The sequence below is a fragment of the Streptomyces sp. R-07 genome, assembly GCF_049913175.1.
Classification (GTDB): domain Bacteria; phylum Actinomycetota; class Actinomycetes; order Streptomycetales; family Streptomycetaceae; genus Streptomyces.
Genome location: NZ_CP183978.1, coordinates 3,134,203 through 3,147,161, shown reverse-complemented (window position 1 = coordinate 3,147,161; position 12,959 = coordinate 3,134,203). Strand labels below are relative to the sequence as shown.

Sequence of the window (12,959 nt, the reverse complement as noted above, 5' to 3'; positions counted from 1 at the left end):
CGCTCGTCCTCGCACCCGATCCGTCCGAGCAGGAGCAGCAGGATGTACGGCCCCCCGCAGGCCCCGCAGGTTCCGCAGCCGCCGAAGAGCCCCGCCTCCGGTGGCCGGATCGCGCTGATCGTCCTCTTCTCGGCCCTCGCGCTGCTGAGCTGCGGCTTCCTGGCGTGGGCGCCGCTGCTGCGGCTCGCGGTCGTGTCCCGCAGGGCGCTCGACTGGGTGCTGTTCGGCGGGACGTTCCTGCTGGCGGCGGGCCTCTTCACGTACGCGGGCGTCACCGGCGACGAGGAGCCCACCACCGCGGAGGCCTTCATCGCGGTCGGCGTGATGGTGCTCCTGGTGGCGGGCTCGCTCACGTACTACCTGGTGAAGGAGATCCGTCACCTGGACCGGAGCGGTGCGGCGGCTCCCGGGTTCCGCCCGCCGGGGTACGACCACGGCGCCGCCGTCACGGTCCCGAGCCCGGGCGGCAGCCCGAACCCCTACCTCTACGCGGCCCCCGTGCCCCAGCCCGTCACCCCCGAGCTCCCGACGCCCCCCGCCGCCCGCATCGACCAGGTCCGCGCCGAGCTCGACGAGCTCAGCGACCTGCTGCGCAAGGAGCCGCGGGAAGGCGAAGGCGGCCGGTGAACGGGCGGGTCATCGGCGGGCGTTACGAGCTCGCCACCGTCATCGGCCAGGGCGGGATGGGCCAGGTCTGGACGGCGTACGACGGACGCCTCGACCGCCGGGTCGCGGTGAAATTGCTCCGGCCGGCCACCATGACCGGCCCCGCGACCGCCGCCGAGGAGCTGCGGCGCCGCTTCGTGCGGGAGTGCCGGGTGACGGCGCAGGTCGATCACCCTGGCCTGGTCACCGTGCACGACGCGGGCAGCGACGGCGACGACCTCTACCTCGTCATGCAGTACGTGGAGGGCGCGGACCTCGCCGACCACCTCGCCGAGCACGACCCGTACCCCTGGGAGTGGGCGGTCTGCGCCGCCGCGCAGCTGTGCGCGGTGCTCGCCGCCGTGCACGCGGTGCCGATCGTGCACCGCGACCTCAAGCCGCGGAACGTGATGATCCGCCCGGACGGCACGATGACCGTCCTCGACCTGGGCGTCGCCTCCGTCCTGGACACGGACACCACCCGGCTCACGCAGACCGGTTCGCCCATCGGCAGCCCGGCGTACATGGCGCCGGAGCAGGCCATGGGCGGCGCCGTCGGCCCGTCCACGGACCTGTACGCGCTGGGCGTCCTGCTCCACGAACTCCTCAGCGGGAACGTGCCGTTCGCCGGATCCACCGCGCTCGGCGTGCTCCACCGCCACCTGTACGAGCCGCCCGCGCCGCTCCGGCAGCTGCGCCCCGAGGTCCCCGAGGCGCTCGAAGCGCTGGTCCTGCGGCTGCTCGCCAAGGACCCGCAGGCGCGGCCGTCCGGCGCGCACGAGGTGTACGAGCAGCTGCTGCCGCTGCTTCCCGCGCGCGGGACCCCGGCGGGGCCGATGGACCCGACCCGGCCGTTCCTGCGCCCGCACGCGCCCTGGCCGGACCGGGCGGCGGCGAGGACCGTGCACGTACCGCCGGTTCCGGTGACGCCGCCGCGCCCGCAGGCCGATCCCCGTACGGATCCCCGGGTCTACGGGAGCGGCGGGCCGCCTGCGCGTCCCGACGTGGCCGCGGCCGTCGACGAGGTGAAGCGGCTGCTCGGGGAGGGCTCGCTCACGCAGGCCGTGGACCTGCTCGGCAGCATCCTGCCCGCCGCCGCGGCCGAGCACGGCGAGCGGTCGCCGGTCGTCCGCATCCTGCGCAAGCAGTACGCGTCGACGCTGATGGACGACGGCCAGTACCGGCGCGCGCTGCCGGAGCTGCGACGGCTCGCGGAGGACCGCGGCGCGGAGGCGGGCCCGGCGGACCCGCAGTTCCTGCAGTTCCGCTACGACGCGGCCCTGTGCCTGGAACAGCTGGGGGAGACGGCCGCCGCGCTCGGGGAGTTCCGCGCGGTCCTGCCGTACTACGAGCGGGACCTGGCGAGGGCCTTCGACATCCGGCAGCGGATCGGGCTGCTGCTCCTGGCGGTGGGCGAGCACGCGGCCGGCCAGGAGGAGCTCCAGCGACTGCTGTTCGACGCGGAGCGCGCGTACGGCCCGTATCACCCGCTTCCGGTGGACTTGCGGCGCGCGCTGGACCATCAGCGGCAGCTGGGACCGCGCCCCTGAAGGGGTTCTGACGGCGTGCCAGGGTCACGACTCGACAACTGATCGGGAAGTGGATCTTCATGATCCTTTTTGCCTGTTTTGGCGCATGTAACGTTCGCGTCTGATCATGTCCGCGCCCCGCAAGGAATCCCCATGACGACGCCGTCCGCGCCCCTCACCCCCGAGCAGCAGCCCGCCGCCCCCGCCCCGGCCAAGAAGGGTGGCGCCCTCCTCAAGAAGGTCGGCGGTTTCGTCGTCCTGATCGTCGTCGCCGCCGCGGTCAAGCTCGGCATCCCGTACCTCACGGGCGACGCCCCGGTGCACGCCGAGGCCGGCGAGTGCGTCACGGTCAGCGGCCCCGACAACGACCCGAAGGTCGACACCGTCGACTGCTCCTCCGGGAAGAAGGACCTGTTCAAGGTCGTCAAGGTCATCGACAACACCTTCGACGTGAACAAGTGCGGCGAGGAGCTCTCCGCGCTCGCGCAGCAGCTGGACTCGGACAAGTTCGTCCTCTGCCTGGAAGAGGTCGCCGCGAAGTAGTCGCGCGCGTCACTTCGCGGAGAAGGGCCGGAACCCACGGGGGGTTCCGGCCCTTCTCCGTGTCATGGCGACTCCACCGGCCTGGGCGCCGAGACGGACGGGACGACCGGGACCCCGGGGGCCGGCGTGGGCACCGGGGGCGCGTCGGTGTGCACCGGGGTACGGGCGGGCAGCACCGGGTCCGGGGCCACGGGCCCGTCCGGGAGCAGCACCAGGACGCACACGGCGGCCACGGCGGCGGCCGCCCCGAGCGCCGTGAAGGCGAGCGCGCGCACCCGGCGCGTGCCCCAGCGGCGCCCCCGCGGAGGCGCGGCGCGGCGCAGGTCGCGCGAGGTGACGAGGGCGGCGCGGGCGGCGAACGCGGCACGCAGCCGGTCCTCGACAGGGGATGTCATCGATCCGCCTCCAGTCTCTTCTCCAGGGCGTCCAGGGCGCGGCTCGCCGTGGACTTCACCGTGCCGCGCGAGAGGCCGAGCGTCTGCGCGATCTGCGCCTCCGTCAGCTCCGACCAGTAGCGCAGCACCAGCACCTCGCGCTGCCGCCGCGTCAGCTCCGCCAGCGCGTCGAGCACGTGCCGGTGCTCCTCGGCGAGCAGCAGTCCCTCGTCGACGGGCGCGCCCGCGCCCGGGTGGGGCGGGGTGTACGCGCGCGCCGTACGGCGCCGGCGCAGCACGGAGCGGGCCGCGTTGACGACGGCGGTGTGCAGGTACGCCCCGGGGTCCTGGAGCCCGTCGAGGGAGGTGCCGTAGGCACGGCACAGGGCGGCGAACGCGTCCTGCACGACGTCCTCGGCGGTCGGGAGGTCGTCCACGAGGAAGAGCGCGAGCCGCACCATGTCGAGCCGCCGCGCTCCGTACAGCTCGGTGAGCGTGGGCGCGGGCCCTTCGCCGAAGGGAGCGCCGACGACGCGCAGGTGGCGTTCCCGTACCGGCGCCCGCCCGTCCCGGGCCGCACGGGACACCCGCGCGAGCAGCCGGGACCACCAGGGCGGTGCCAGGGGCAGGGCAAGGGCGTACGGCATGGGCCTCGATCCGTCGGGGGAGGGAGGAAGGACGGGTGCGGGAGCGGGCGGATCCGGGAAGCGGACCCGCCCGCCCGCCGGGCATTGCTGCTTGCCGGGCGCTGCTACTTGCCGGGCGCGATCACGCGGGGCGCGTCGGCGGGGGCGGGAACCGGTGCGGGGACCGGCGCGGGGACCGGCCTGGGCACGCCGGCCTTCGGCGCGGCCGGCACGGGGACCGGCTTCGGTGCCGTGGCCGGCGTCGGTGCCGTGACCGGCTTCGGCACGGTCACCGCCTGGGGCGCGGCCACGACCTCCGGCGCGACCGGCTGGGCCACCGGCCTGGGTGCGGCCACCGGCTTCGGCGCGGCCGGGGCGGACTCCGGGGCGGCGGGGGCCGGCTTCGGGCCGGAGTCGGCGACGGCCTGCGCGGCGAAGCCGCCGCCGAGGAGCAGTGCGGCGCCGGTGACGACGCCCAGGATCCGGGGACGGGGGCGGCGGTTCCGCTTGACGTGGCTGGACATGGGGTTCTCCCGAGGAAGTGTCGGAAACACGGTCTGGAACATCAGCTGAAGGGCGCCTTCAACCCACCAGACGTGCGGCACCGCCCGAGGTTGCGGCTCGCGTCCGAAAACTTTCCGGCCCCTGGACCGACACGTCCGAAGGGGCGGGAGAGGGAGAGGAGAGGGGAGAGGGAGTACGCACCTCTCGCACCTTCAACGTATAGCGCACAGGGGGGCTTGCGGCAAGGCCCCCGTCGTGGCGCAGAATCGCTCCTCGAAAGCCAGCAGATGCGAAAGCGAGCGATTCACTACATGACGTCCCTCATTGCCGGTGTGTTCGACCTCTCCGGCAACCTCTCTCCCAAGGCCGACGCGGCGCTCATCGCCGCCGACGAGCAGCATTTCGCGGCCATCGCCGCGTGCCTCGACGAGACGATCGCCGAACTGTCGGCGCGTCTGGACGCCGAGCGGAAGGCGCCCGGCGGTGCCGGCCGGGAGGCGATGGACCGGGACGCGGAGATCCACCGGCTGTCCGGCCGCCTGCGGACGCTGCGCCGCTTCGGCCTGGACCTGTGCCTGGGGCGCGTGGTCGGTGCCGACGGCCCCGAGCCCCTGTACATCGGGCGGCTCGGTCTCACCGACAGCACCGGTCGCCGGCTGCTCGTCGACTGGCGTTCCCCGGCGGCGGAGCCCTTCTTCGCGGCGACGCACGCGAACCCGATGGGTCTGGCGAGCCGCCGCCGCTACCGCTGGTCCGGCGGCCGGATCACCGACTACTGGGACGAGGTGTTCACCGCCGAGGGCCTCGAAGGGCACGCGGCGCTCGACGACCAGTCCGCGTTCATCGCCAGCCTGGGCGGCAACAGGTCGCCCCGGATGCGGGACGTGCTCGCGACGATCCAGTCCGACCAGGACGCCATCATCCGCGCGGGCTCGCGCGGCGCCCTCGTCGTCGACGGCGGCCCGGGTACGGGAAAGACGGTCGTCGCCCTGCACCGCACCGCGCACCTCCTCTACTCCGACCCGCGGCTCGGGCACCGCCGCGGCGGCGTGCTGTTCGTCGGCCCGCACCAGCCCTACCTGGCGTACGTCGCCGACGTCCTGCCCAGCCTCGGCGAGGAGGGCGTACGGACCTGCACCGTGCGCGACCTGGTCGCCGAGGGCGCGAAGGCGGCGGCGGAGACCGACCCGGAGGTGGCCCGCCTGAAGTCCTCGCGGGACATGGTCATGGCCATCGAGAAGGCCGTCGCGTTCTACGAGGAGCCGCCCACCGAGGGCATGACCGTCTCCACCCACTGGTCGGACATCCGGCTGACCGCCGCCGACTGGGCGGAGGCCTTCGACGCGGCGGAGCCGGGGACCCCGCACAACGAGGCGCGCGACCAGATCTGGGAGCACCTGGTCTCGCTCCTCTTCGACAAGTACGACGGCGAGGAGATCCCGGAGGCGCAGTTCCGGAAGTCGCTGCGCCAGGACCGGGAGCTGACCGGGGCCCTCAACAGCGCGTGGCCGATGCTGGAGGCGGCCGACCTCGTCGGCGACCTGTGGACGGTCCCCGCGTACCTGCGGATGTGCGCGCCCTGGCTGACCCCCGACGAGGTGAAGCGGCTGCGGCGCGCGGACGGCCAGGCGTGGACGGTGTCGGACCTGCCGCTCCTGGACGCGGCCCGGCAGCGGCTCGGCGACCCGGGGACGGCCCGGCTCAAGCTGCGGCGCAAGGCCTCCGTCGCCGCCGAGCGCGAGCGCATGGCCGGCGTCATCGACAGCATCATCGCGGCCGACCCCGACGGCGAGGGCGCGGTCACGATGCTGCACGGCAAGGACCTCCAGGACAGCCTGGTCGACGAGAGTGCCCTGCCGACGGCCGAACTGGAGCCGCTGGACGGCCCGTTCGCGCACATCGTGGTGGACGAGGCGCAGGAACTGACCGACGCGGAATGGCAGATGCTGCTCCTGCGCTGCCCGTCGAAGAGCTTCACGATCGTCGGCGACCGCGCCCAGGCCCGGCACGGCTTCACCGAGTCGTGGCGGGAGCGCCTGGAGCGGGCCGGCTTCGACCGCATCGAGATGACGTCCCTGAGCATCAACTACCGCACGCCGGAAGAGGTCATGGCGGAGGCCGAGCCGGTCATCCGCGCCGCGCTCCCGGACGCCAACGTGCCGACGTCCATCCGCAGCAACGGCATCCCGGTCGCCCACGCCCCGGTCGCGGACCTGGAGGACATCCTCGACACCTGGCTCGCCGAGAACGCCGAAGGCGTCGCCTGCGTCATCGGCGCCCCCGCCTTCCGCGAACGCCCCCGGGTCCGCTCGCTCACCCCCTCCCTCTCGAAGGGCCTGGAGTTCGACCTGGTCGTCCTCGTCGACCCGGAGTCCTTCGGCGAGGGGATCGAGGGCGCGGTCGACCGCTACGTGGCGATGACCCGCGCGACCCAGCGCCTGGTGGTCCTGACGAGCGACTCGAACGGCCGTCTCTGAAAAGGAAATGAAAGGCGGCAGGGCCGTTGCTACGGTGGCCGGATGACATCGATCAAGGAATTCCAGGTCACCATCGACTGCGCGGAGCCCGTGCGCCTCGCCGCCTTCTGGTGCGAGGTCCTGGGGTATGTCCTGCCGCCGGCCCCGGAGGGCTTCGGCACCTGGGAGGAGTACCGCCTTTCGGTGCCGATCGAGGAGCAGGACCGTTACTTCGCATGCAGCGACCCCTCGGGCAAGGGCCCGCGCGTGCTCTTCCAGCGCGTCCCCGAGGGCAAGGTCGTCAAGAACCGGGTGCACCTCGACGTGCGGGCGGGCACCGGGCTCGTGGGTGACGAGCGCCTGGCCACGCTGGAGGCCGAGTGCGAGCGCCTGGTCAAGCTGGGCGCGACGCACCTGAAGACGCTGTACGCCGACGGGGAGAACGAGTCCTGCATCAACATGCAGGACATCGAGGGCAACGAGTTCTGCCTCGACTGAGCGTCTTCTGAGACGGTACGAAGCGCCCTCCGCCCGCAACGGGCGGAGGGCGCTTCGGCGTACCGGGTCGAGCGGTTCCGCACCCGGCGTGCGCCGACATCCTTTAGGCACCGGGTCGGTGAACCGTACGGGTGTCGTGCGCAGTCGTGCCCGGTGGTGGGGACCAGCACGCGACGGACGGCCGATGGAGGGTTCTCCGCCGGTCGTCCGTCGTGTGGGCGCTCGCGCCGGGTCAGTGGCTGCCGGTCGCGACGAGCTCCAGCACCTCGTCCTCGTCCCTGGCCCGCAGCGGAAGCAGGATCCTTGAGGAAAGCCATGGCCGGGGGGACTCCCACTCCTCCGGCGAAGGCGAAGGTGAAGACGAAGGCGCGGAGCGCGATCAGATGGAGGCGTACTTCGCCTCGCTCCCTCCCGAGCGGTTCCCGCATCTCGTGGCCCTCGCCGGCACACTGATGACCGGTGACGCCGACGAACGCTTCGACTTCGGCCTCGACGTCGTCGTGGCCGGACTCGCCGCCCACGCGGGGCGTGACTGAGGGCCCTGCAGCCGAGCCCGCGCAGTTCGCTCTCGAGCCTCTGGAGGGACCCCTCTGCGTCCACCACCCCTTGAGACCGTCTCCTCAGTCGCTCCGCCAGGGACGGAGCTTCTCGGGGTTTCGTACCGCCCAGATATGCCTGATCCGGCCTTCCGCGATCTCGAACGCGTACACGGTCGCGATGCTGCCGCCCTGCCGCGCCACCAAGCCGGGCAGGCCGTTGACCGCGCACTCCACGAACGTCGTGCGGCCGTCCCACAGACGCGCGATCTCGGCGTAGGCGCGTGCGATCCGCTCACCGCCCACGATCGGGCGCAGGTGGGTGGGGGCCAGCCCGCCGCCGTCGGCGGTCGCGGTGGCGTCGGGGTCGAGCAGGCTGATCAGGGCGTCGATGTCCTTGACCTCCCACGCCGTTCTGAACTGCCTGACGACGACAGCCTGCCCGGCACCCGGGCCCGCCGGAGACTGCGCCGTGCGGATGCGACGGCGGGCGGACGACGCCAGTTGGCGGCACGCCGCCGGAGTGCGGCCGACGATCTCGGCGACCTCGCCGAAGGGGTAGCGGAAGACGTCGTGCAGGACGAACGCGACCCGCTCGGCCGGAGTCATCGCATCGAGGACGACCAGGAAGGCCATCGTCACCGACTCGTCGAGGGTGACTCGATCCGCCGGGTCGATCCCGTCGGCGCCGGAGCGCCCGGTGGTCCACTCCGTGGGCTCGGGCAGCGGTTCGGGGATCCAGTCGCCCACGTACGTCTCCCGCCTGGCCCGCGCCGAGCCGAGCAGGTTCAGGCAGATGCGGCTGGCGACCGTCACCAGCCAGGCGCCGGGCGACTCGATGGCCCGCTGCTCCCGCGCGGACATCGCGTACCAGCGGGCGTAGGTCTCCTGCACGACGTCCTCGGCGTCGGCGAGGGACCCGAGGAGCCGATAGCCGAGGTTGATCAGCCGGCGCCGCTCGCTCATGATCGCGCTGAGGCCCGGATCGCTCTCATCGCCGCCGGGCTCGGCTCTGGTGGTCATGGTCTGGCCGTCTCCCTCGCTCGCTTCCGCCCCCTACCCGCTACCCGTTACGACAGGACAGCGCACCGGAATGTGAGGCCGACGCGCCGCCTCACATTCCGCAGGGCCGCGTTGTCGTACCGGCGAGGACGAACGACACGACGGAGAGGCGACTTCGATGAACGACTTCCAGGCCACCGCGGACCGCGTCGAGATCGAGGCACTGCGCGGCGAGTTCACCGACGCGGCGATGATGCGCGACCGACCCCGCATGGCGTCGCTGTTCACGGCGGACGGCGCCCTGCGCATGCCCGACATCCCCGCCGAGATGGTCGGCCGCGAGGAGATCCGTGCCGTGGGCGAGCGGCTGCAGAGCAACTGGGACTTCTTCGTACAGACCACACACCCCGGCACGATCACGCTCGACGGCGACACCGCGACCGGCCGCGCCTACATCCAGGAACTCGGGCGCGCTCTCGACGGACGCCAGGGTGTCAACTACGCCGTCTACCACGACCGTTACCAGCGCACTGCGGAGGGCTGGAAGTTCGCCGAGCGGGTGTACGAGATCAGGTACCTCGACACCTCCCCGCTGGCGGGCACGGCGCCCCGTGCGGCACAGAGCCCCGGGACCAGCCCGGCAGACGCCACGGCCACCCCGGCGGACGCCACGGCCACCCCGGTTCCGGCCGCGTCCTTCGCCGACCCGGCATCGGCCGAACGGCTGGAGCGGGTGGCCGCCGCGCTGCGCGCCAACGGCTTCGCCGCCGAGATCCTCGACGACGCCGCGGCCGCGCGCGCCCGCGTCAAGGACCTGCTCCCCGAGGGCGCCGGCGTGCTCACCGGGGCCAGCGAGACCCTCCGACTGTCCGGCATCGACGAGGACATCAACGCCGGCGGCCAGTACGACGCCATCCGGCCGCGCGTCCTGGGCATCGACCGTGCCACCGGCGCCGACGAGATCCGAAAGCTGGTCGCCAGCCCCGATTTCGTCGTCAACAGCGTCGCCGCCGTCACCGAGACCGGCTCGCTCGTCCTCGCCTCGGGCAGCGGCAGCCAACTCCCCGCCAACGCGGGCGGCGCCGCCCACGCGGTCTGGATCGTCGGCGCGCAGAAGGTGGTGCCCGACCTGAGCACCGCGCTGCGCCGCGTCGAGGAGCACGCCCTCCCGCTGGAGAACGTCCGCGCCCAGGCGGTGTACGGGATGCCCAGCGCCGTCAACCGCCTGCTCATCCTCAACGCGGAACCCCGCCCGGGGCGCGGCACCGTGCTGCTTCTCCGGGAAGCCATCGGATACTGACCCGGCCCGGAGTCCGCGCTGCCTCGACCAGTGTCGGAACGTCGGCTCAGGGCCTGCGCTTGACCTCAATCACGCTTGAGGTGTGACGGTGATCCACATGACCACGTGATCCACATCCCGCGCGACGGACATCGAAGCGATCAGCCGGCTCGTCGCCACCGTCGAAGGGGACGCCGGGCCCTATGTGATGATTCGGCCGGTCGGTGGGGGCGCGAGTGGCAGGCGGGTCCCGCCGATCTGCGCCCGGCCACGCCCGCCGAGCGGCTGAGCGCGGGCGTGCGGGCGGCCAACGGGCGGGCCAGGGCGGGGGTGGCGGGGCCCGTACCCGACCTGAGCCGCCCGCCGGAGCCCGTACCGCACTGTGTCGCGTGTGCGCTGTTCGTACGGGAACGGCGGGAGGCCCGGGAGCGGTTCGACCACAGTGCGGTGACGGACGCGAACGTGCTGCTCCGGCGCCACCTGTGGCAGGGCCACCCTTAGGCGCGGGGCTCGCGCTTCATGGACCACAGGACCGGCCCGCCGCCCGGCAGTTCGAACTCGTCGCGTACGACGAAGCCGAAGTGCTCGTACACCGGCAGGTTGTCCGGCTTCGAGGACTCCAGGTAGACCGGCAGGCCCGCCGCGTCCGCCTTGGCGAGGCCCGAGCGGAGGAGGGCCGAGCCGTGGCCCTGGCCCCGGGCGGCGGGGTCGGCGCCGATGACGGCGAGGTACCAGTGGGGCTCGGTCGGCCCGTGCTCGGCGGCCGCCATCACGGCCTCCTGGAAGACCGGGGCGCGGTCGCCGAGGATCTCCACGAGCTGCTGGATGGTCTCCGCGTCGGGGACGGCCTTGTCCGCGCCCTCGGGCGACACCCAGAAGGCGGCGGCCGACTCGGTCCGCTCGCAGACGCCGTGGAGGCCGTACTGCCGGGTGAAGAGGGTCGTGAAGTAGCGGACGAGGTCCGTCTCGCGCGAGGTGCCGTCGGGGAAGAACCAGCGCATCATCGGGTCGTCGCCGAAGGCGGAGGCCAGTGTGTGGCCGACCGTGCGAGCGTCGTCGATCGTGGCCGTCTTCGGTGTGTTTGCTAGGGGCATACGGGTCATTCTGCACCCGTGATGATCTTGGTCGGCGAGGGGGTGGCCCCGTCGCACTCGGGGCCTGGTCAGGCGGCCCTGGGTGCGGTGCGGAGCAGGCGCACGGCCGCCACGGCCGGCAGGGCGATGCCCACGGCGAGGATGACGAGCAGCTCCATCGGGTCGAAGCGGGCGGCCAGGAGGAACGCGCCGAGCGCGACCACGACCGGGGTCGCGAGGGTGAGGGCGGTCGCCAGGACCTTGGTGCCCCGGTCCCACGCGCCGGACGTCCACAGCAGGACGAGACCCACGATCAGGGCGGCCACGGCGGGCAGGGAGCCGCCGAGGCCGGAGAGCCCCGTGATGCCGATCAGGACCGCGGTGACGACGTTCCGCGTCGGGGTCTTGCCCTTCGGGGCCTCGGGCGCGGCCGACGCCTCCGGCTCCTCCGCGCGGGCGGCGGCCACGATGGCCGAGGGGCTGCCGAGCCGTTCGAGGGCCGTCCGGACGGCCTCGGGGTCCTGCTCGTCCCCGACGGCGACCGCGAGGTGTTCGCGCAGGTCGGCGAGGAGTTCCTCGCGGCGCCCGGCGGGCAGGAAGGACGCCTCCCGCGCGATCGTGGCCAGGTAGTCGGTCACGAGGGGGTGTTCGGTGCCGGTCATGCGGAGCCTCCGTGGGGTGCGGTCAGGAAGTGGTCGACGCCGTCGCGGAAACGCGGCCAGCTCTCGGTGAACTCGGCGAGCGCGGTCCTGCCGGGCGTGGTGAGCGTGTAGTAGCGGCGGGCGGGCCCGGTGGCCGACTCGCGCAGTTCGGTGTCGACGAGACCGTCGCGGCGAAGTCGGGACAGCAGGGGGTAGATCGTGCCCTGGCTGGTGGTCATGACGCTGACGGCGGCCAGTTCGTCGAGGATCTCGACGCCGTAGCGCGGACCGTCGCGCAGCAGGGCGAGGACGCAGTACTCCAGCACGCCCTTGCGCAGCTGACTGGCGACCTTCCCGGTCGCCTCTGATCTTGCTTCGCCAGGAACCATGTAATGCAAGATACCCCCGAGCGTGCCCCCGATCAACGGAGAACCGCGTGCGAGGATGCCCGGGTGCGAGAACTGCGTGGACTGAGCGAGCTGACCGAGGTCGACGAGCCGGCGTGGCCGCCGCTCGAAGCGGAGCTGCGGGCGGCGAAGGTGCCCGTCGAGGTGCTGCAGCCCGACCCCGGGCGGGCGGCGGCCACGCTCCTCCAGACGCAGGTCACCGTCCGCTCGTACCTGGGGGCGTTCGTCCTGCACACCGGCGGGATGCTCGTCGACGACGGCTGGCTGCGCGTGTACGGCAGCCCGGCCGCCCACAACCCCCGGCGCCTGCCCGGCCTCGCCCGCGTCAACGCCTACCCCGCCGAACCCGACGCCGCCTGGCGCCCCGAGGCCGGGCTCGTCGTCGCGCACGACGTGCTCGGCGGGACCTTCGCGATCCAGGGCGGCACGGAGGAGGAGACCGGACTGCCGGGCCGGCCCGGCGAGATGGTCTACTTCGCGCCCGACTCACTGCGCTGGGACGCGATCGGCGCCGGGTACGGCGCCTGGCTGTCGTGGGTGCTCGGCGGGGGCACCGAGGAGTTCTACGAGGGGCTGCGCTGGCCCGGCTGGCGGGACGAGGTGCCGGGACTCACCGGAGGGGAGGGGCTCAGCCTCTATCCGCCCCTGTGGTCCGCCGAGGCACACCAGGACCTGTCCGCGACCAGCCGCGCGGTCGTCCCCCTGGAGCAGCTGCTGGGCCTCGCCAAGGAGACGGGCCTGCAGTTCGACGGGACCGATCCCGGCTTCCTCGGGGACGTCTAGGGGGTGTCTTGTCGATCAGGCCGGGCTCGCGGCGTGATCGGCAAGGCACCCCTTAGGGCCTGT

15 protein-coding genes are annotated in these 12,959 nt (G+C 73.1%); 8 read left to right on the top strand and 7 right to left on the bottom strand.

Features of this window, described 5'->3' with window-relative positions; translation table 11 throughout:
- The first annotated feature begins 42 nt into the window (after nt 1-42).
- The 3 genes from ACN9M0_RS14165 to ACN9M0_RS14155 all read left to right on the top strand — a co-directional run bounded on the left by ACN9M0_RS14165 (nt 43) and on the right by ACN9M0_RS14155 (nt 2,717).
- Nucleotides 43-627 carry a hypothetical protein gene (locus tag ACN9M0_RS14165; RefSeq protein ID WP_366037904.1) on the top strand — a complete coding sequence of 195 codons (585 nt, stop codon included), beginning with the start codon at nt 43-45 and terminating at the stop codon, nt 625-627.
- Nucleotides 624-2,195, top strand: coding sequence for a serine/threonine-protein kinase (locus ACN9M0_RS14160; protein ID WP_366037903.1), 1,572 nt, complete (start codon nt 624-626; stop codon nt 2,193-2,195). The genes ACN9M0_RS14165 and ACN9M0_RS14160 overlap by 4 nt, the downstream gene beginning before the upstream one ends.
- 132 nt (nt 2,196-2,327) lie before the next feature.
- On the top strand, nt 2,328-2,717 hold the full coding sequence (locus ACN9M0_RS14155; RefSeq protein ID WP_366037902.1) for an LppU/SCO3897 family protein: 390 nt from the start codon (nt 2,328-2,330) through the stop codon (nt 2,715-2,717).
- Nucleotides 2,718-2,779: 62 nt separating this feature from the next.
- Here the strand turns inward: ACN9M0_RS14155 and ACN9M0_RS14150 are convergent, their stop codons facing one another.
- The 3 genes from ACN9M0_RS14150 to ACN9M0_RS14140 all read right to left on the bottom strand — a co-directional run bounded on the left by ACN9M0_RS14150 (nt 2,780) and on the right by ACN9M0_RS14140 (nt 4,241).
- Nucleotides 2,780-3,112 carry a hypothetical protein gene (locus ACN9M0_RS14150; protein ID WP_366037900.1) on the bottom strand — a complete coding sequence of 111 codons (333 nt, stop codon included), beginning with the start codon at nt 3,110-3,112 and terminating at the stop codon, nt 2,780-2,782.
- Complete coding sequence (locus tag ACN9M0_RS14145) at nt 3,109-3,738, bottom strand: RNA polymerase sigma factor (protein WP_399698731.1); 630 nt, start codon at nt 3,736-3,738, stop codon at nt 3,109-3,111. The genes ACN9M0_RS14150 and ACN9M0_RS14145 overlap by 4 nt, the downstream gene beginning before the upstream one ends.
- A 104-nt stretch (nt 3,739-3,842) precedes the next feature.
- On the bottom strand, nt 3,843-4,241 hold the full coding sequence (locus ACN9M0_RS14140; protein WP_426403678.1) for a hypothetical protein: 399 nt from the start codon (nt 4,239-4,241) through the stop codon (nt 3,843-3,845).
- Nucleotides 4,242-4,532: 291 nt separating this feature from the next.
- On the opposite strand from ACN9M0_RS14140, the gene helR reads away from it, so the two are divergent.
- The 3 genes from helR (at nt 4,533) to ACN9M0_RS14125 (ending at nt 7,711) form a co-directional block, all read left to right on the top strand.
- Nucleotides 4,533-6,698, top strand: a complete 2,166-nt coding sequence (gene helR, locus ACN9M0_RS14135; RefSeq protein ID WP_426403677.1) for an RNA polymerase recycling motor ATPase HelR — start codon at nt 4,533-4,535, stop codon at nt 6,696-6,698.
- Between the two features lie 42 nt (nt 6,699-6,740).
- Nucleotides 6,741-7,175: a VOC family protein gene (locus tag ACN9M0_RS14130; protein WP_366037896.1), complete on the top strand. Its 435-nt coding sequence runs from the start codon at nt 6,741-6,743 to the stop codon at nt 7,173-7,175.
- A 131-nt stretch (nt 7,176-7,306) separates the two neighbouring features.
- A complete protein-coding gene (locus ACN9M0_RS14125) occupies nt 7,307-7,711 on the top strand; it encodes a TetR/AcrR family transcriptional regulator C-terminal domain-containing protein (RefSeq protein WP_426403676.1) in 405 nt (134 codons plus the stop codon).
- A gap of 84 nt (nt 7,712-7,795) precedes the next feature.
- Here ACN9M0_RS14125 and sigJ read toward each other — a convergent pair whose 3' ends face one another.
- Nucleotides 7,796-8,734, bottom strand: coding sequence for an RNA polymerase sigma factor SigJ (sigJ, locus tag ACN9M0_RS14120; RefSeq protein WP_426403675.1), 939 nt, complete (start codon nt 8,732-8,734; stop codon nt 7,796-7,798).
- Between the two features lie 157 nt (nt 8,735-8,891).
- On the opposite strand from sigJ, the gene ACN9M0_RS14115 reads away from it, so the two are divergent.
- Nucleotides 8,892-10,013: an LUD domain-containing protein gene (locus ACN9M0_RS14115; RefSeq protein ID WP_426403674.1), complete on the top strand. Its 1,122-nt coding sequence runs from the start codon at nt 8,892-8,894 to the stop codon at nt 10,011-10,013.
- A 476-nt stretch (nt 10,014-10,489) separates the two neighbouring features.
- Here the strand turns inward: ACN9M0_RS14115 and ACN9M0_RS14110 are convergent, their stop codons facing one another.
- From ACN9M0_RS14110 to ACN9M0_RS14100, 3 genes are read right to left on the bottom strand one after another with little or no spacing between them, the layout of a single operon-like run.
- Nucleotides 10,490-11,095 carry a GNAT family N-acetyltransferase gene (locus ACN9M0_RS14110; protein ID WP_366037893.1) on the bottom strand — a complete coding sequence of 202 codons (606 nt, stop codon included), beginning with the start codon at nt 11,093-11,095 and terminating at the stop codon, nt 10,490-10,492.
- A gap of 59 nt (nt 11,096-11,154) precedes the next feature.
- Nucleotides 11,155-11,727: an HAAS signaling domain-containing protein gene (locus ACN9M0_RS14105; RefSeq protein ID WP_366037891.1), complete on the bottom strand. Its 573-nt coding sequence runs from the start codon at nt 11,725-11,727 to the stop codon at nt 11,155-11,157.
- The gene (locus tag ACN9M0_RS14100; protein WP_366037890.1) at nt 11,724-12,095 is read right to left on the bottom strand and encodes a PadR family transcriptional regulator; all 372 of its coding nucleotides are present in this window, start codon (nt 12,093-12,095) and stop codon (nt 11,724-11,726) included. Before ACN9M0_RS14100 ends, ACN9M0_RS14105 begins: the two co-directional genes overlap by 4 nt.
- 63 nt (nt 12,096-12,158) lie before the next feature.
- Between ACN9M0_RS14100 and ACN9M0_RS14095 the strand changes: the two genes are divergently transcribed.
- Complete coding sequence (locus ACN9M0_RS14095) at nt 12,159-12,896, top strand: DUF2625 domain-containing protein (protein ID WP_399698742.1); 738 nt, start codon at nt 12,159-12,161, stop codon at nt 12,894-12,896.
- The last annotated feature ends 63 nt before the right edge of the window (nt 12,897-12,959 follow it).